The 17,241-nt window shown below is 72.2% G+C and carries 12 protein-coding genes and 2 riboswitches; of the genes, 2 read left to right on the forward strand and 10 right to left on the reverse strand.

Annotated features, from left to right (window positions below; genetic code table 11):
* Positions 1-68: 68 nt before the first annotated feature.
* On the reverse strand, positions 69-644 hold the full coding sequence (locus ACSQ4M_RS25560; protein ID WP_436192201.1) for a pseudouridine synthase: 576 nt from the start codon (positions 642-644) through the stop codon (positions 69-71).
* A 77-nt stretch (positions 645-721) separates the two neighbouring features.
* Positions 722-999, forward strand: a riboswitch (cobalamin riboswitch).
* 121 nt (positions 1,000-1,120) lie between these two features.
* On the opposite strand from ACSQ4M_RS25560, the gene ACSQ4M_RS25565 reads away from it, so the two are divergent.
* Entirely contained in the window at positions 1,121-1,810 is a 690-nt protein-coding gene (locus tag ACSQ4M_RS25565; RefSeq protein ID WP_436192202.1) for an energy-coupling factor ABC transporter permease, read from the forward strand.
* A 55-nt stretch (positions 1,811-1,865) separates the two neighbouring features.
* On the opposite strand, the gene ACSQ4M_RS25570 is transcribed toward ACSQ4M_RS25565, so the two are convergent.
* From ACSQ4M_RS25570 to ACSQ4M_RS25610, 9 genes are all read right to left on the reverse strand, one after another.
* Positions 1,866-2,474 (reverse strand): vWA domain-containing protein, encoded by a 609-nt coding sequence (locus tag ACSQ4M_RS25570; protein WP_436192203.1) that lies wholly within the window; start codon positions 2,472-2,474, stop codon positions 1,866-1,868.
* Between the two features lie 41 nt (positions 2,475-2,515).
* The gene (locus tag ACSQ4M_RS25575) at positions 2,516-3,592 is read right to left on the reverse strand and encodes an ATP-binding protein (protein ID WP_436192204.1); all 1,077 of its coding nucleotides are present in this window, start codon (positions 3,590-3,592) and stop codon (positions 2,516-2,518) included.
* On the reverse strand, positions 3,589-7,362 hold the full coding sequence (cobN, locus tag ACSQ4M_RS25580; RefSeq protein ID WP_436192205.1) for a cobaltochelatase subunit CobN: 3,774 nt from the start codon (positions 7,360-7,362) through the stop codon (positions 3,589-3,591). The genes ACSQ4M_RS25575 and cobN overlap by 4 nt, the downstream gene beginning before the upstream one ends.
* A 717-nt stretch (positions 7,363-8,079) precedes the next feature.
* Positions 8,080-9,123 carry a cobalamin biosynthesis protein CobW gene (gene cobW, locus ACSQ4M_RS25585; RefSeq protein ID WP_436192206.1) on the reverse strand — a complete coding sequence of 348 codons (1,044 nt, stop codon included), beginning with the start codon at positions 9,121-9,123 and terminating at the stop codon, positions 8,080-8,082.
* Between the two features lie 25 nt (positions 9,124-9,148).
* Positions 9,149-10,153: an LLM class flavin-dependent oxidoreductase gene (locus ACSQ4M_RS25590; RefSeq protein WP_436192207.1), complete on the reverse strand. Its 1,005-nt coding sequence runs from the start codon at positions 10,151-10,153 to the stop codon at positions 9,149-9,151.
* Positions 10,143-10,916, reverse strand: coding sequence for an ABC transporter ATP-binding protein (locus tag ACSQ4M_RS25595; protein ID WP_436192208.1), 774 nt, complete (start codon positions 10,914-10,916; stop codon positions 10,143-10,145). Before ACSQ4M_RS25595 ends, ACSQ4M_RS25590 begins: the two co-directional genes overlap by 11 nt.
* Positions 10,913-11,929: a FecCD family ABC transporter permease gene (locus ACSQ4M_RS25600; protein ID WP_436192209.1), complete on the reverse strand. Its 1,017-nt coding sequence runs from the start codon at positions 11,927-11,929 to the stop codon at positions 10,913-10,915. Before ACSQ4M_RS25600 ends, ACSQ4M_RS25595 begins: the two co-directional genes overlap by 4 nt.
* Positions 11,911-12,822, reverse strand: a complete 912-nt coding sequence (locus ACSQ4M_RS25605) for an ABC transporter substrate-binding protein (protein ID WP_436192210.1) — start codon at positions 12,820-12,822, stop codon at positions 11,911-11,913. The genes ACSQ4M_RS25600 and ACSQ4M_RS25605 overlap by 19 nt, the downstream gene beginning before the upstream one ends.
* A 690-nt stretch (positions 12,823-13,512) precedes the next feature.
* A complete protein-coding gene (locus tag ACSQ4M_RS25610; RefSeq protein ID WP_436192211.1) occupies positions 13,513-15,714 on the reverse strand; it encodes a TonB-dependent receptor in 2,202 nt (733 codons plus the stop codon).
* Between the two features lie 128 nt (positions 15,715-15,842).
* Positions 15,843-16,059, reverse strand: a riboswitch (cobalamin riboswitch).
* A 171-nt stretch (positions 16,060-16,230) separates the two neighbouring features.
* On the opposite strand from ACSQ4M_RS25610, the gene ACSQ4M_RS25615 reads away from it, so the two are divergent.
* Positions 16,231-17,241, forward strand: a complete 1,011-nt coding sequence (locus ACSQ4M_RS25615) for an ABC transporter substrate-binding protein (RefSeq protein WP_436192212.1) — start codon at positions 16,231-16,233, stop codon at positions 17,239-17,241.

Below are 17,241 nucleotides of genomic sequence, written 5' to 3' on the forward strand. Positions count from 1 at the left end.
CCAGGCAGAGCCCGCGCGCCATCGTGAACACACGGTGACGAAAGCGCAGGACGCCCGACACGTTCTCTCTACGGCTGCATCACCGGCTGCGTCACCGGCTGCCAGGTGCCCACGGCCAGTCCCTCCAGCGTGTGCGGCCCGATGGCCGCACGCACCAGCCGCAGCGTGGGAAAGCCGGCGGCCGCCGTCATGCGGCGCACCTGGCGGTTGCGGCCCTCGGTGATCGCCAGTTCGACCCACGACGTGGGAATCGCCTTGCGCACGCGGATCGGCGGGTCGCGCTCCCACAGCACCGGGGCGGCAGGCAGCAGCCGCGCCCTGGCAGGCAGCGTCAGGCCGTCGTTGAGAGTGATGCCCTTGCGCCAGGCCGCCAGCGCTTCCTCGTCGGGCACCCCTTCGACCTGCACCCAGTAGGTTTTCTCGAGCTTGAAGCGCGGATCGGCGATGCGCGCCTGCAGCTTGCCGTCGCTGGTCAGCAGCAGCAGGCCTTCGCTGTCGGCGTCCAGCCGCCCTGCTGCATACACGCCAGGCAGGTCGATGAAGTCCTCCAGACCGCGCCAGCGCCCTTCGGACCGGAACTGGCTCAGCACGCCGTAGGGTTTGTTGAAGCGGATGAGGTGCGGTGGGGGCGGCTGCGCGGGCATGCGCGCAGTATGCCCACCAGCTCAGCCGCGGCCCGCGGTGTGCTGGCTATACTCCGCGCGCCCTCGGAACCTGTTCCGCGGGCATCCGTGCGACAGGTGTCCGCATGCCCTGCATGTGGAGTAAACGGGAACGGGGTGAAGGCGCAGCGATGCAGCCCAGGCCCCGGCTGCCCCCGCAACGGTAAGCAAGCGACAACGCCGATCGCCCCCTGGCACCAGCTGCCGGGCGGGCCGTCACTGGGTTCGCACGTGGTCTGCCAGCGCAGATGCGCGACGGGCCTGGGAAGACGCGGCGCCGGCAGAGCCTTCTCTGCCCCTTGCGAGCCCGGAGACCGGCCTGGCGCGTTCGTGCATGCCCCGCATGCACAAGCCGGCCGTCTGCGGGGTGCTGACAGCGGCGCCTGCGCATGCGCGTGCCGCGGCGGGCGTTGCTGTCACAGCAGGCGGCGCGGTTCTCTCCCCGAAAGGAAACCCGCATGCACATCGAACCCGGCGTCGTCGACGCCGCCAAGATCACCCTGAGCTACGCCACGGCCGCCGCCGCCTTCGGCCTCACCGCCTTCATGGCGCGCCAGGACGCGCGCGCCGACGCCCACCGCGGCGGCTGGGCCGCGCTGGCGGCGCGCAGCGTGCTGACCACGCTGGCCGTGTTCTGCTTCTTCGAGGTGTTCCCGCACGCGCCCGTGGGCGTGTCCGAAGTGCACCTGATCCTGGGCTCCACGCTGCTGCTGCTGTTCGGCGCGGGCGCCACCGCCATCGGCCTGGCGGCTGGCCTGCTGGCGCAGGGCCTGCTCTTCGCGCCGGCCGACCTGCCGCAGTACGGCATGAACGTGACCACGCTGCTGGTGCCGCTCTATGCCATCCACCAGCTTGCGCAGCGCATCATCCCGGCGCGCACGGCCTATGTCGACATCCAGTACCGCCAGGCGCTCGCGCTGTCGCTGGCCTACCAGGGCGGCATCGTGCTGTGGGTGGCGTTCTGGGCGCTGTACGGCCATGGTGTGGGTGCGGACACGCTGGCCGAGGTTGGCAGTTTCGGCGTGGCCTACATGGGCGTGGTGCTGCTGGAGCCACTGGTCGACCTGGGCGTGCTGTGGGGCGCCAAGATGCTGGCGGGCCGCACGCGTGGCCGATGGTTCACGGCGCGGCTGCACTCGCCCGCTTGAAGGCGCTGCTGCTCCAGGGCAGCCAGGGCGTTCCGCCGGCCACCGGGGCCGGTCTTCAGGACCAATCCTCGGCGCGCAGGCACTCTGCGCCCCAGGCCCGCGCCAGCGCCTGCGCGCGGCCCAACCGCAGGCGGCCCTGCTCGAAATCGACCACGCGCAGTTGCGCGGCCTCGGCAGGACGCGCGGGCCAGTCGCGCGAACGGCCGTCGGTCAGCAGCCAGAGCCAGCCCTCGCCGCCACCCCGGGCCAGCAGTCGTGCCGCCTGCGCGATGGCCGGGCCCAGTGGCGTGCCGCCGCCCGCGCCGATGGCGTTCACCCAGTCGTCGTTCCAGGCTGCGGCCTTGCGCGGCGGCAGGCGCAGTTCCACGCGCGTGCCGGAAAAGCACAGCAGCGCCACGCGCTCGCGCCGGCGGTAGGCCTGTTCCATGAGCGCGAGCAGCACGCCCTTGGCGCGCGCAAGCGCGCCGCCGGTGGCCATCGAGCCCGAGCAGTCGAGCACGAAGCAGTGCAGCCGCTCGCTGGAGGGCGGCTGCGGCCGGCGGCGCAGGTGCGCCAGCGCCAGCGGCGCGGCGCCGCGCGCGGCGAAGGTGGCCGGCCAGTTCCAGCCACCCGTGGCGGGGCCGCGCTGCGGCGGGTTCGCGGTTTGTGCCTTCGCGCCGGGCATGCGCCCCGCCGCCAGGCCGGGTGCGGCGTCGGCGCGAAGGCTCAGGCTTTTTTTGCGGCGGCCTCCCTGCCGGTGGGCAGCAGTTCGGGCACGGACAGGTGCACGGTGCCCACGGGCTCGGGCGGCATGGCGCCCCAGTCCGCGGCGTCTGCGCTGGGGCCCCAGGCCGCGCCGTCGCGGCCGTTCGACTGCGGCCGTTCGGCCTGGGGTGCAGGAGCCGGCGCAGCCGCAGGCGGCGGCACGCCGGGCTTGCGGCGGTGCACCAGCGCCAGTTCGGCCACGGCCTGCACATGCGCGGGCGTGACCTCGGCCTCGCCCTGCCATGCGGCCCAGGCCCGCGCCGCGCGCAGCAGCACGAGGTCGGCACGCAGGCCGTCGACCTGGGCCTGCACGCACAGCGCGCCCGCGGCCTGCAGCACGGCGTCGGACCAGGGCAACGCCTCGGGCGCCTGCACGCGCGCGCGGGCCGCGGCCAGGCGGTCGGCCAGCGCGGCCTGCTGCGCCGCATGCCGTGCGCGGAAGGCCGCGGGGTCGGCCTCGAACTGCAGCCGCGCGCGCACGATGGCCTGGCGCTGGTCCAGGTCGGCCACGTTGGCCAAGCGCACGCACAGGCCCAGGCGGTCCAGCAGCTGCGGGCGCAGCGCGCCCTCCTCCGGGTTCATGGTGCCCACGAGCACGAAGCGCGCGGCATGGCGGTGCGAGATGCCGTCGCGCTCGACCACGTTGACGCCGCTGGCCGCGGCATCGAGCAGCACGTCCACGAGCGCGTCGGGCAGCAGGTTGATTTCGTCCACGTACAGCACGCCGCCATCCGCGCGTGCGAGCAGCCCCGGCGCGAAGCGCACGGCGTGGCCGGCCAAGGCCTGCTGCAGATCCAGCGTGCCGGCCACATGCTCGAGCGAGGCGCCCAGCGGCAGCGTGACGAAGGGCGCGGCCGGGATCAGTTCGGCCAGCGCACGCGCGGCCGTGGACTTGGCCGTGCCGCGCGGGCCTTCGACGAGCACGCCGCCGATGCGCGGGTCGACCGCCGCCAGCAGCAGCGCCTGGCGCAGCGCGGGCTGGCCGGCGATGGCAGCGAAGGGGAACAGCGGCGGCAGATCGGTGGGGGGTGCGCTCATCGCATGCCTTCCTGTTGGTCTTCATGTGCCAGCAGCAGGTCTTCCAGCTGCTGGCGGTAGTCGCCGGGTTGCTCCCACAGGCCGCGCTGCATGGCTTCGAGCAGCCGCTCCAGCATGCCGCGCAGGGCCTCGGGGTTGTGCTCGGCGAAGAAATCGCGCACGGCGGCGTCCACCACATAGGCATCGGCCACGAGCGCGTAGTGGTGGTCGGCCACCTGGCCCGTCGTCGCGTCGAAGCCGAACAGGTAGTCCACCGTGGCCGCCATCTCGAACGCGCCCTTGTAGCCATGGCGCATGGCGCCCGCGATCCACTTGGGGTTGGTCACGCGCGCACGCACCACGCGGCCGATCTCCTGGTGCAGCGTGCGCACGCGCGGCTGCTGCGGGTTGGCATGGTCGCCGTGGTAGAGCGCGGGTGTCTTGCCCGACACCTCGCGCACGGCCGCGGCCATGCCGCCCTGGAACTGCAGGTAGTCGGACGAGTCGAGGATGTCGTGCTCGCGGCTGTCCTGGTTCTGGGCCACGATGTCGAGTTCGCCCAGGCGCCGGCGCAGCGCATCGCCAGCGGGTTCGCCCTCGCTGTCCTGGCCGTAGGCGTGGGCGCTCCAGCCGATCCAGGCACGCGCGAGGTCGCCGCTGTCCTGCCAGTCGCCGCTGTGCAGCAGCGGGTCCAGGCCCGTGCCGTAGTGGCCGGGCGGCGCACCGAACACGCGCCAGCCGGCCTGGCGGCGGGCCTGCTCGGCCGTGGCGCCAGCGTCCTCTAGAGCCTGGGCTTCGGCCAGGATGCGGGCGCGGATCGGGTTGTCCTCGGCATCCTCCTCCTGCGCGGCCACGGCCTGCACGGCCGCGTCGAACATCTGCACCGCGAGCGGAAACGCGTCGCGGAAGAAGCCCGAGATGCGCAGCGTGACGTCCACGCGCGGACGGTGCAGGCCGGCGCGCGGCACCACCTCGAAGTCCTGCACGCGCTGGCTGCCGGGGGCCCAGCGCGGGCGCACTCCTATCAGCGCGAAAGCCTGGGCCAGATCGTCCCCGCCCGTGCGCATGGTCGCCGTGCCCCAGACCGACAGGCCCAGCGTGCGCGGGTACTCGCCGTGTTCCTGCAGGTAGCGCTCGATGAGCTGGCGCGCGGCCTGCTGCCCCAATTCCCAGGCCGCCTGGGTCGGGATCGCACGCGTGTCCAGCGTGTAGAAGTTGCGCCCCGTGGGCAGCACATCGGGCCGGCCGCGCGAAGGCGAGCCGCTGGGGCCGGCCGGCACGAACAGGCCGCGCAGGCCGCGCGCGAGCTGGCGCAGTTCCTCGGCGCCGCAGGCGTCCAGGGCCGGGGCCAGTTGCTCGTGCACGCGCTGCAGCACGGCCTGGGTCTGCGGCCAATCGATGGCCTGTTGCGTGCCATCCAGCAGCTGCTGGGCGAGCAGTTCCAGGCGCTCGCGCGTGTCGCCCTCGTGGCGCCAGGGCTCGGTGCTCTGCGCCTGCAGCACCGCGGGCCGCGGGCCGGCCCAGGGCCGCGCCGGCTCCAGCCGCAGCGGGTCGAAGCCAGTGTCCGGCAGCAGGTCGGCTGCCAGCGCGCCCAGCAGCCCGGCGTCGCCGCCCGAGGGAAAGCGCGCCAGCGCGAGCAAGGTGTCGCGGCGCTGGCGCCCCGTGGGCGAGGCGCCGAACACGTGCAGGCCGTCGCGGATCTGCGTCTCCTTGAGCTCGCAGAGGTAAGCGTCGATGCGCTCCAGCAGCGCGTCCTCGTCGTTCTCGGTCCCCGCCGGCAGCTCCAGCTCGCCGGCCAGATGCTGGCGCCGCACGGCCTCCACGATCTGGCGGCGCAGCAACGCGGCGCGGCGCGCGTCGACCAGCAGCGCGTCGTAGTACTCGTCGACCAGGCGCTCCAGATCCTGCAGCGGGCCGTGGTTCTCGGCGCGCGTGAGCGGCGGCATCAGGTGGTCCACGATCACGGCCTGGCTGCGGCGCTTGGCCTGCGCGCCCTCGCCCGGGTCGTTGACGATGAAGGGATACAGGTGCGGCAGCGGACCCAGGATGGCGTCTGGCCAGCAGGCGCCGGAGAGCGCCAGGCTCTTGCCGGGCAGCCATTCGAGGTTGCCGTGCTTGCCCACGTGGACGATGGCGTCGACGGCGAACACATCGCGCAGCCAGAAGTAGAAGGCCAGGTAGTGGTGCGGCGGCACGAGTTCGGCGTCGTGGTAGCTCGCGTAGTCCTGCGCGCCGGACTGGTTCAGCGCACGGGCGGGCTGGATGCCGATGAAGACATGGCCCAGCCGCAGGCCGGCCACCATGAAGCGGCCCTGGCGCAATGCCGGGTCGGCCTCGGGCGGGCCCCAGCGCGCGTCGATGGCCTGCGCCATGCCATCGGGCAGCGCGGCCAGGCGCTTCCTGTAGTCGGCCAGCGCGTAGCTTTGCCAAGCGGGGCGCAGCGGCCATTGCGCAGGGTCGTTGGCGATGCCCTGCAGCAGCTGGCGCATCAGCGTGTCTCCGTCTTGCGGCAACGCTGCGTCGCCCAATGCGTAGCCCTCGGCCGCCAGCGCCTGCAGGATGGCGATCACCGAGGCCGGCGTGTCCAGCCCCACGCCGCTGCCGATGCGGCCTTCGCTGCCCGGGTAGTTGGCCAGCACCAGCGCGAGCCGCTTCTCGGCCGCGGAGCGCGTGCGCAGCCGGCACCAGCGCTGCGCGAGTTCGGCCACGAAGTCCACGCGGTCGGGCTCGGCCTGGTAGGCCACGATGTCGGTCTGCGTGACCGGGCAGCGGTGTGCCAGGCCCTTGAAGCTGACCGCGCGCGTGACGATGCGGCCATCCATCTCGGGCAGCACCACCTGCATGGCGATGTCGCGCGGGCGCAGGCCCTGGGCGTCGGCCAGCCAGTCTTCGCGGTTGCCGCCGCTCGTGATGACCTGCAGCACGGGCGCTTCGCCCGCCAGGGCCTGGCCCGGCTCCAGCGCCGAGAAGGCCGTGGTGTTGAGCACGAGCTGCACGGCATGCGTGTCGCACAGCGTGCGCAGCGTGGACAGGCACAGACCGTCCTTGAGCGAGTCCAGCGCCAGCGGCAGCGGGTTCAGGCCGCGCGCGTGCAGCGCCAGGGCCAGCGCATCGAAGGCGGCGGTGTTGCCGGCCAGCAGATGCGAGCGGTAGAAGACCAGCGCGACCACGGGCGCGCCGGGTGTCCAGGCGGCGCGCAGGTCGTCGATACCGGGCACGGCATGGCGCTGCGCGCACAGCGCGGGCGGCACATAGAGCGCGGCCTGCGGCAGCGTGCGCGGCGGCGGCGGGGCCTCGCCCCGCCCCAGACCCAGGTGCGCCACGGCCTGCAGGAAGGCGCGCGCGTTGGCGGGTCCGCCTGCGCGCAGGTACTGCCAGAGCTGGCGGCTTTCGGCCTGTGGCAGCGTGCCGCGCGCGAGCAGGTGCGGGTCTTCCTGCAGATCACCCGAAAAGATGGCCAGGCGCTGGCCCTTGGCACGCGCGAGTGCGGCGATCTGCTGCACACCGTAGGGCCAGGCCGATTCGGAGCCTAGGTGGTCCACCACCACCACGCGCGCGTGCTGCAGCACCTCGTCCACGTACAGATCGAGCGAAGCCGGCTGGCGCAGGTACAGCAGGTTGGCCAGGCGCAGGCTGGGGAAGCCGTCGAGCTGCTGCGCGGCGGCCGACAGCAGGGCCAGCGTGGTGTCGGCCGAGCTCAGCACGACGATGTCGGCGGGCTGCTGGTCGAGGCGCGTGACGATGCTGGGGTCTTCGACGAAGCCGCCGGGGCGGGTGGAGAGCAGGTGCATGTCAGTGGCCTATGGCGCCGGAGATGACTGGGGCCGAGCGCAGCGATGGCCTGAATCGGTCCCCGCATCCGGGGCCCCTGTGCCCACGCCGAGGAGCGCAGTGGCCTGGGCGGCGCGGGGAACCTCGCGCTTCAACATCTGACTCATTGCACTTGTTCGAGCTGAACGAACGCAGTGAGTGGTGCGAGTTGTGCAATGCGCCCAGGCCGCGAGCACCGCAGGTTGCCCGGAGCGCCAGCGCAGGGACGTGGGGACCGGGGTCGCCCTTTCTTTGGTTACTTTCTTTCGGCGAAACGAAAGAAAGTGACTGCACTGCCGGGGGCATATCCCGGCCTCTGGTGCCAGCAGGAAACACTACGTCTGATCGACGTGAGGAGGTGGGGCTATCCACCCCACACCCGGACTTACTTTTCTTGCTTCGCCAAGAAAAGTAAGCAAAAGAAGGCGACCCCGGTGCCCCTGTCCCTGCGCTGGCGCTCCGGGCAACCTGCGGTGCTCGCGCCATGGGCTGCATTGCGCAACTCGCTTCGTTCACTGCGTTCACTTCGCTCGAACAAGCGCAATGAGTCAGATGTTGAAGCGCGAGGTTCCCCGCGCAGCCCATGGCACTGCGCTCCTCGGCAGGGGCACAGGGGGAAGTCCCAGTCGGGCCATCGCTGCGCTCGGCCGCGTAGGGCCTGCGCTGCGCGCGGCGAACACTTCGGGGGCAATGTTCCATCAGGCCTCGACGCCTGCGAGCCCCGCACGCAGCGCGGCTTCGTCCAGGTCCTGGCCGATGAACACCAGGCGTGTGCCGCGGCGTTCGCCTTCGCGCCAGGCACGGTCGAAATGGTGGTCGAAGCGGCGCCCCACGCCCTGCAGCAGCCAGCGCATCGGCTTGCCCGGGATCTCGGCAAAACCCTTCACGCGCAGGACGGTCTGCTGCTCCACGAGCCGCGCCAGCGCCGCCAGCAGGCGCTCGCGGTCCACGGCCGGCAGCTCGATCACATGGGCGTCGAACTCGTCGTGGTCGTGGTCCTCCTCGTGGTCGTGGTGGCTCTCGCGCGCATCGATGGTGGTCTCGGAGGCCTTGGCCAGGCCCAGCAGCACGTCCAGCGGCAACTTGCCCTGGCTGGACTGCAGGATCTTCACGGAAGGCGGCAACTCCTCGCGCACCAGGGCCGTCACGCGTTCGACCGCCGCGGCATCGACGAGGTCGGTCTTGTTGAGCACCACGAGGTCGGCGGCCGCCAGCTGGTCCTCGAACAGCTCGTGCAGCGGCGACTCGTGGTCCAGGTTGGGGTCCGCGCGGCGCTGCGCGTCCACGGCCACGGGGTTGGCCGCGAACTGGCCGGCGTCGGCGGCCGGCGTGTCGACCACGGTGACCACGGCGTCCACCGTGAACACGTTGGCGATCTCGGGCCACTGGAAGGCCTGCACCAGCGGCTTGGGCAGGGCCAGGCCGCTGGTCTCGATCAGCACCGCGTCGATGCGGTCGCGGCGCTCGGCCAGCGCCTGCATGACGGGGAAGAACTCCTCCTGCACGGTGCAGCACATGCAGCCGTTGGCCAGTTCGTAGAGCGCGCCCTGCTGCTCCTGGCCGTCCTCGTCGCAGCCGATGCCGCAGCCCTTGAGGATCTCGCCGTCGATGCCGAGTTCGCCGAACTCGTTGACGATCACGGCGATGCGCCGGCCCTGGGCGTTGTCCAGGATGTGGCGCAGCAGCGTGGTCTTGCCGCTGCCCAGGAAGCCCGTGACGATGGTGGCGGGGATCTTTTGCATGGGTGGATTCTCCAGAAGGTGGATGTCAGAGGGCGCGCAGTGCGGGCAGCACCTCGCGTGCGAACAAGGCCATGGCGTCCAGGGCCTGGGCGTTGTCCCACAGGCCGTTGGCGTTGAAGACACAGCGCAGGTGGCGGATGCCCGTGCGCGCGCGCAGCGCCGCGATCTGCGCATGGCAGTCCTGCGGCGTGCCGTGGATGAACTGCTCGCGCAGCACGCGTTCGGCGTCGATGGGCAGCACCTGCTCGGGCGGCACGCCGCGCTTGCCGGCGAAATGGATGCGGCGCTGGTACAGCTGCGGCCACAGCGCGGCGAGCTGCTGCGCGACGGCGGCGTCGTCGGCACCGATGCAGACGTAGCGGGCCAGCGAGGAGCGCTGCTGCAAGGCCGCGCTGTCGCGGCCCTGCGCGGCGGCCGCGGCCTGCAGCTGCGCCAGCTGCGCGGCCTCGGGCGGCTCCAGGCTCAGCAGCAGCGGCAGGTCCTGCGCGAGCGCAAAGCCCAGCGTCTCGGGCGTGGAGCCCGCCACGTACAGCGGCGGATGGGGGCGCTGCACCGACGCTGGCATGGCGCCACGCGCCGCAATGGTCCAGGCGCCTTGCTCGGCCGGCAGCGCCTCGCCGCACAAGGCCAGCCGCAGCAGGCGGCAGGATTGCTCGAAACGCGCGCGCGTCTCCTCGGGCGCGATCTGCAGCGCCTGCAGCGCGGCCGGTTCGGTGCCGCGGCCGACACCCACGTCGAGCCGGCCGGCGCTCTGGAAGTCCAGCTGCGCGATCTCCTCGGCCAGCATCAAAGGGTGGTGCACGGGCAGCACGAGCACCGAGGTGCCCACGCGCAGCCGTTCGGTGCGCGCGAACAGCGCGGCGGCCAGCAGCAGCGTCGAGGGGTAAGGCCAGGGCTGCGCGGGCAGGCGGAATTCGTTGAACCAGACGCCATCGAAGCCGAGCTGCTCGGCGCGTTCGAACAGCGCGATGAAGCCGCGGTGGTCGCCGCAGGTGGCCTCGCGCGTCCAGCCGGCCAGGTCAATCCGCATGGGGAGCCTCCTGCAGGCGGTGCGCGCGCAGCAGGTGGTGCGGCGGCACCGCCACGCGCTCGAAGCGCACGCCGAACACGGCGTCGAGAGAAGGCGATTGCAGCAGCTCGGCACCGCCGTCCAGCGCCACGCGGCCCTGGTCCAGCACGACGACGCGCCCGAAGTGCTGGAACGCGAGATCCAGGTCGTGCATGGCGACCACGACCAGGCGCCCGTGCCCGCGCGCGGCCAGCGCCTCCACGAGCGCGAGCCGGTGCCGCACGTCCAGCGCCGCGCCGGGTTCGTCGGCCAGCAGCACAGGCGGATCGGTGGCCAGCACCGTGGCCAGCAAGGCCCGCGCCTGCTCGCCGCCCGAGAGCGTGGACCAGTGCCGCGCAGCGAAGGCCGACAGGCCGGCCTGCGCCAGCACGGCGCCGGCGTCCTGCGCCGACTGCTGGCCTTCGAGCCGCATGGCGACGAGTTCGTCGACGCGCAGGTCCCAGTGCGGCGCGAAATGCTGCGGCATGTAGCCCATGGCCTGGGCACGCTGCGCCACGGGCATGGCCGCCAGGTCAGCGCCGTCCAGCAGCACGCGGCCCGCGTCGGGCGCCAGCAGCCCGGCCAGCAGCGACAGCAGCGTGGACTTGCCCGCGCCGTTGGGGCCGACCAGGGCCACGGCGCCGCGCGCGGGCAGCGCGAGGCTTACGCCATCGACCACGGCGCGGCCGCGCCGGCGCAGCGTGAGCGCTTGCGCCTGCAGGCGTGGTGGAGGCAAGCCCGTCATGCAGACCGCAAGCGCCGCGCCAGCAGCACGATGAAGAAGGGCCCGCCGGCCACGGCCGTGATGAGGCCCAGCGGCACCTCGGCCGGCGGCAGCGCGGCACGCGCGATGGCGTCGGCCACGGTCACGACGATGGCGCCGACCAGGGCCGAGGCCGGCAACAGCCTTCTGTGCAGTGGCCCGACCATCCAGCGCGCGATGTGCGGCGCCGCCAGGCCCACGAAGGCCACGAGGCCGCCGTAGGCCACGGCCGCTGCCACGACGAGCGAACCCACGAGCACGGCGCGCGGCACGAAGCGCGCCACGTCCAGCCCGAAGCCCTGGGCCGCCTGGTTGCCGAGGCCCAGCAGGTCCAGCCCGCGCGCGATGCCGCGCGTGGCCGCGAGGCAGGCCACGGTGATCAGCGCAAGCAAGCCCAGGCCGGTCCAGCTCGGTGTCTGGATGCCGCCCAGCACCCAGCTCATGACGACCTGCAGGCTCACTGTCTCGTCGGACAGCGCCAGCATCAAAAAGGAACGCACGGCACCCAGCACGGCCGCCAGCGCCACGCCGGCCAGCAGCAGGCCCGCGGCGTCCAGCGCACCGGCCACCCGCGCCACGCCCAGCACCAGCATGGTGGCGCCCCAAGCGCCGAAGAAGGCCAGCGAGGACAGCGTGAGCGCCTGCGGCATCCCCAGGGGCACCAGCAGCGCGATGGTGGCGCCCAGCGCCGCGCCGCCCGACGCACCGAGCAGGTAGGGCTCGGCCAGCGGGTTGCGGAACACGCCCTGGAACACCGTGCCCGACAGGCCCAGCAGCGCGCCGACCAGGGCAGCGGCCAGCACGCGCGGCAGCCGCCATTCCAGCAGCAGCCGGCTGCGCAGGGCGTCGTCGCCGAGCACGGCGCGCCAGACGTCGGCCGGGCTCGCCCACTGGTGGCCGGCACAGGCGCCCAGCAGCAGGCAGCCGGCCATCAGGGCCCAGGCGGCGCCCCAGGCGCGCGAGGCGTGCCAGGGGATCACGCGGGATGCAGCCATTGGGCCAGCTTCTCCACGCCATCGACCGTGCGCGGGCCGGGAATCAGGAATTCGGAACGCGAGACCGTGACGGCGCGCCCTGCCCGCACGGCGCGCATGTCGCGCCAGCCGGGCTGGGCCACGAGGTCGCGCAGCGCGTCCTGCGCGCCCGCGAACAGCAGCACATCGGGATCAGCCGCCAGCACGGCCTCGGGCGAGACCTGGGGCACGACGCCGGCACCGGCCAGCGCGAAACGGCCGCCGGCGCGCAGCATGGCCTCGCCCGTGTAGGTATCGGCCCGCGCCACGAGCAGCATGCCGTTGCCCAGGCGGCCGGTCAGCATGAGCATGGACGGCAGCGTGCGGCCGGCCACGCGCGCATCGACGGCCGTCAGCCGGGCCTGCAGGCGGCCGGCCAGCGCCTCGCCACGTTCGGGCACGCCGCCGGCCTGCGCGATGAGGCGCACATTGCCCAGCACCTCGTCCAGCGAGCGGCTCAGCAGCACGAGGATGGGCACGCCGATGCGCTCCATGGGCGCAACCAGCTGGTGCGCGGCCTGGCGCGCGGGCGTGACGACCACGAGGTCGGGCCGCTGCGCCACCACCGCATCGGCCGAGAAGCCGAGCCGCCCGCCCACCTTGGCGATGCGCTGCACCTCGGGCGGAAAGCGCGTGAAGTCCTCCACGCCCACGATGCGGTCCAGCATGCCGAGCGACACGACCAGCTCGGTGTTGGACGAGAAGATGGTCACGATGCGCTGCGGCGGCGCGGGCAGCACCACACGGCGGCCGAGGGCGTCGTGCAGCACGATGGGCGCGGCCTGCGCGGGCAGCCCGCCCAGCACCAGAGCGCCCACGGTGCCGTGGCGCAGCAAGGCGCGGCGTGCGGTCGATGGCAAGTCCGTCTCAGTCATGCGTGGCCGAGCGCAGCGATGGCCCGGATGGCGTTGGGGCCCCTGTGCCCACGCCGAGGAGCGCAGTGGCCTGGGCGGCGCGGGGAACCTCGCGCTTCAACATCTGACTCATTGCACTTGTTCGAGCTGAACGAACGAAGTGAGTGGTGCGAGTTGTGCAATGCGCCCAGGCCGCGAGCACCGCAGGTTGCCCGGAGCGCCAGCGCAGGGACGTGGGGACCGGGGTCGCCCTTTCTTTGGTTACTTTCTTTCGGCGAAACGAAAGAAAGTGACTGCACTGCCGGGGGCATATCCCGGCCTCTGGTGCCAGCAGGAAACACTACGTCTGATCGACGTGAGGAGGTGGGGCTATCCACCCCACACCCGGACTTACTTTTCTTGCTTCGCCAAGAAAAGTAAGCAAAAGAAGGCGACCCCGGTTCCCCTGTCCCTCCGCTAGCGCTCCGGGCAACCTGCGGTGCTCGCGCCATGGGCTGCATTGCGCAACTCGCACCGTTCACTGCGTTCACTACGCTCGAACAAGCGCAATGAGTCAGTTCACGAAGCGCGAGGTTCCCCGCGCAGCCCATGGCACTGCGCTCCTCGGCAGGGGCACAGGGGGAAGTCCCACACGGGCCATCGCTACGCTCGGCCTGGGATTCGGGCCGTCGCTGTGCTCGGCCGCGGTGGGGCATCCGGAATCGCTCCATGTCAGAAGTCGACGTGCAGGCCGACCAGCAGCTCGCGCCCCGGCATGGAGGTGCCGCAACCGCCGTTCTGGAAGGCCGCGTTCGCCGTGCAGGGCGAGCGGTCCAGCGCGATGAAGATCGGGTGCCGGTTCAGGTCGAACAGGTTGTTCACGCCCGCATAGAGCTTGACGCCCGGCGACACGCGGACGTCCGCGCGCAGGTTCCAGACCGTGAACGCGCCCTTGCGGTGGATGAAGGTGCTGCTGGGCTCGCCTTGCGGGATCAGCAGGTTCTCCTCGGTGTCGTACCACATCGGTCCGCGCAGCAACGCCGCGATCTGTACGGTCCAGGCGCCCGCGTCGCGTGCCCCCCCCTGCCCGTAGCGCACGCCGGCCGAGCCCTCGTAGCGGTACATGCGCTGTACCTTGTCGGTGTTGAGCGTGGCGGCCGCGCCCTTGTCGCGCATGTCGAAGTGGTAGTAGCCGCTGGCGAAGGCGTCGAGCACCCGGCCGCGCAGCTGCAGCGCGCGCGCCAGGTCCAGGTTGCCGTTGAACTCGATACCGCGCGCCACGATGTCGGCGGCGTTATTGGCGTAGTCCGAGGTGTTGGTCGTGGGCCCGCGCGAGACCGTGGTGATGCGGTCGGAGATGGTGTTCTGGAACAGCGCCGTGTCCAGCCGCCAGCCGGCCGCCTGCAGCGTCGCGCCAACCTCGATCTGCCGGCTGGTCTCGGGCTTGAGGTTGGCGTTGCCGAAGATGCGGCCGCCGCCCACGGCCGTGAAGTCCGACGCCAGCTCCGTGGCCGTGGGCGCACGGAAGCCCGTGGAGGCGCCAGCACGCAGGTTCAGCAACTCGGAGGCCTTCCAGGTCGCACCCATGGACCAGGTGTGGGTGTCGTACTTGCGCGTGGTGCTCACGGCCAGCGGCAGGTTGGGCGTGGCGTCGAAACGCGTCTGGCCCCAGGTCTTGCGCAGCCCGGCGCGCAGGGTGAGCCGGTCGTCCAGCAGGGTTTGCGCGTCCTCGAAGTACAGCGCGTGCACCTCTTCGGTCTGGTTGTTGTCGTAGGGCGCGACCTGGCCGCTGGGGCCGCCGGGCAGGGCCACGCGCTCGCGGTTGGAGCGCAGCCGGCTCTTCTCCCAGTCCAGGCCCAGCAGCAGGTCGTTGCCCTGGCCGAGCTTGAAGCGCGGCTGCAGGCGCAGGCCGCTCACATCCAGCGTGCGCTTGTTGTAGTCGCGCGAGGTGCCGGGCACGGCGGCCGTGCCCGAGCGGACCACGGGCGAGGCCCAGTTGAATTCGTCCACGTCGCTGAGGTCGTAGGCCTGGGCCATCCAGCGCACGCGCTGGTCGGCCGTGGCGCCTTCGTAGGTGAGGTCCAGCGAGCGGTTGTCGCGGTTGTCGCGGCTGTGGACGTTGGCACCCGATCCGCGGAAGCCCGCGTTGTAGATGCCGTCGGTGCGCAGCTGCAGCTGCACGCGGTGGTGGTCGGCCAGTTGCCAGCCCAGCGCGCCGCTGGCGCCGCGGCGCTCCCAGCCGGTGTTGGCCATGGTGGTGCCGCCCTTGCCGGAGTCGTAGTCGTCGCGCGCGCCGCCACTGAAGCCGATGTACCAGTCGAACTTGTTGCTGGCGCCTGCCGTCTGCGCGTGGGCGCGCCACAAGCCCCAGGAGCCGGCCGTGAGGTCTACGCTGGAGCCCGGCTGGGTCGCGCCGGTCTTCATGATGATGTTGACCACGCCGCCCATGTTCTGGCTGCCGTAGACCACGGAGCCCGGGCCGCGCACGATCTCGATGCGCTCCACGTCGGACGGGCTCAGCTTGGACAGGTTGGCCGTGCCGGCGCGGCGGCCGTTCACGAGCACCAGCACCTGGCTGCGGAAGTCGCGGCCCTGGCCGTCGGTGGCGGCGCCGCGGATGTTCATCGAGGTCTGGGCCGCGGTCCATTCGCTCAGGAAGCCCACGGCGTTCTCGGCCAGCAGGTCGGTGACCGAACGCGCGCTGGAACGCGCGATGGTGTCCTGGTCAATGGTCTGCGTGGTGGCTGCGATGCGGCTGCGGTCCTCGGGCCGGGCCGTGGCCGTGACGAAGACCTCGTTCAAGGCACCGGATGCCGGTGCCTCGGTCTGGGCCTGGGCGGGGCCGCACAGGGCCAGCGCGGTGGCGAGCCAGGAGGAGGAAGACAGGAATCCACGGCGGGCAGCCGTGCGCGGACGTGGGATGGGGTGGCGCATGCGTCGTGACGTTCTGGCCCCGCTCTCCCGCAGGGCCGATCCATGAACACACCGCGCACGCAGCCAGCACGACCCGGGCCACGCCACCGGGGCGCAGGCCAGCGTCGGACCAACGCACGCCCGCGGTGTCCGAGTCGATTGCCAAGGCCGGTATCCGGGCTCGCGGAGCGGCGCATGGCGCCAGGCCTCCCGCCTTCCCACGCCCGAGGGCGCAGTGGCTGCCGGCACATGCCGGCATGGGGGGCTTCGATCCGCTGACCGTTGCGGGGGCAGCGCAGGCTTTTCACCTGCTTCCCGTTTGACCACCGGCCCTGCGGCCGGCGGCACCTTGCAACCGGGGCGCGGCGCCCTCCTGTGCGGAGGGGCGCCGCGGCCCGCGCGGATTATCGTCCAGCGGCGCGCGCAGCCCTGTCGCCATAACAGCCTTGTTATGCCCGACATGGCCTGGGCGTGGCTGTTGCCATGGCGCACCGCTTCCTAGACTGCCTGCAACAGCCATCCCTAGGAGCCCCCACGATGCAACGCCGCCAACTGCTCACCCTGGCCACCGCCGCCGCCCTGCCCGCGTTCAGCTTCGCGCAGGGCGGCAAGCCGCAGCCGCTCAAGTTCACGCTGGACTTCCGCATCTCGGGCCAGGTGGCGCCCTTCTTCGTCGCGCTGGCCAAGGGCTATTACGCGCAGGAGGGCCTGGCGCCCAGCTTCGACGTGGGCAGCGGCTCGGTCGCCGCGATCACGCGCGTGGCCAGCGGCGCCTACGACATGGGCTTCGGCGACATCTCCGCGCTGATGGAGTTCCAGGCCGCGCAGGGGCCGCTGGTGCAGGCCGTCTACCAGTACTACAACCGCGCGCCCTTCGTGATCATCGCGCGCAAGGACCGCGGCGTGAGCGACTTCAAAAGCCTGGCCGGCAAGCGCATCGCGGCGGCAGCCGTGGAGTCCACGCGGCGCGCCTGGCCGATCGCGGCCCGGCATGCCGGCATGAAGGCCGACGCCTTCGAGTGGGTCACGACCGACTTCTCGCAGCGCGACAACGTGATCGTGCGTGGCGACGTGGACGGCGCGACCTACTTCCACGATTCGGCGCTGTCGCTGTTCCAGCGCGTGGACCCGGCGCAGCTGGCCGTGCTCTCCTACGCCGACATCGGCGCCAGCCTCTACGGCAACGCCATCCTGAGTTCGAACAAGCTTGCCAGCGAGAAGCCCGAGGTGGTGCGCGCCTTCCTGCGCGCCACCAACCGCGGCGTGCAGGATGCGCTGGCCGATCCGCTGGCCGCCATGGCCTTCGTCAAGCAGCGCGAACCCATGGTCGACGAGAAGCTGGAGGCCCAGCGCTTTGCGCTGACGGCCCAGTACATGGTCACGGCCGACACGCGCGCCCATGGCCTGGGCGCGGTGCGGCCCGAGCTGCTGGCGCGCCAGACCGAGGAGATCACGCAGACCTTCGGGCTCAAGACGGCGCCGGTGGCGGCCCAGGTGTTCAACGCGGGCTTCCTGCCGTCGGCAGCCGAGCGGGCTGTCAAGGTCTGA

The sequence above is a fragment of the Pseudorhodoferax sp. LjRoot39 genome, from assembly GCF_964253035.1.
GTDB lineage: Bacteria > Pseudomonadota > Gammaproteobacteria > Burkholderiales > Burkholderiaceae_C > Pseudorhodoferax.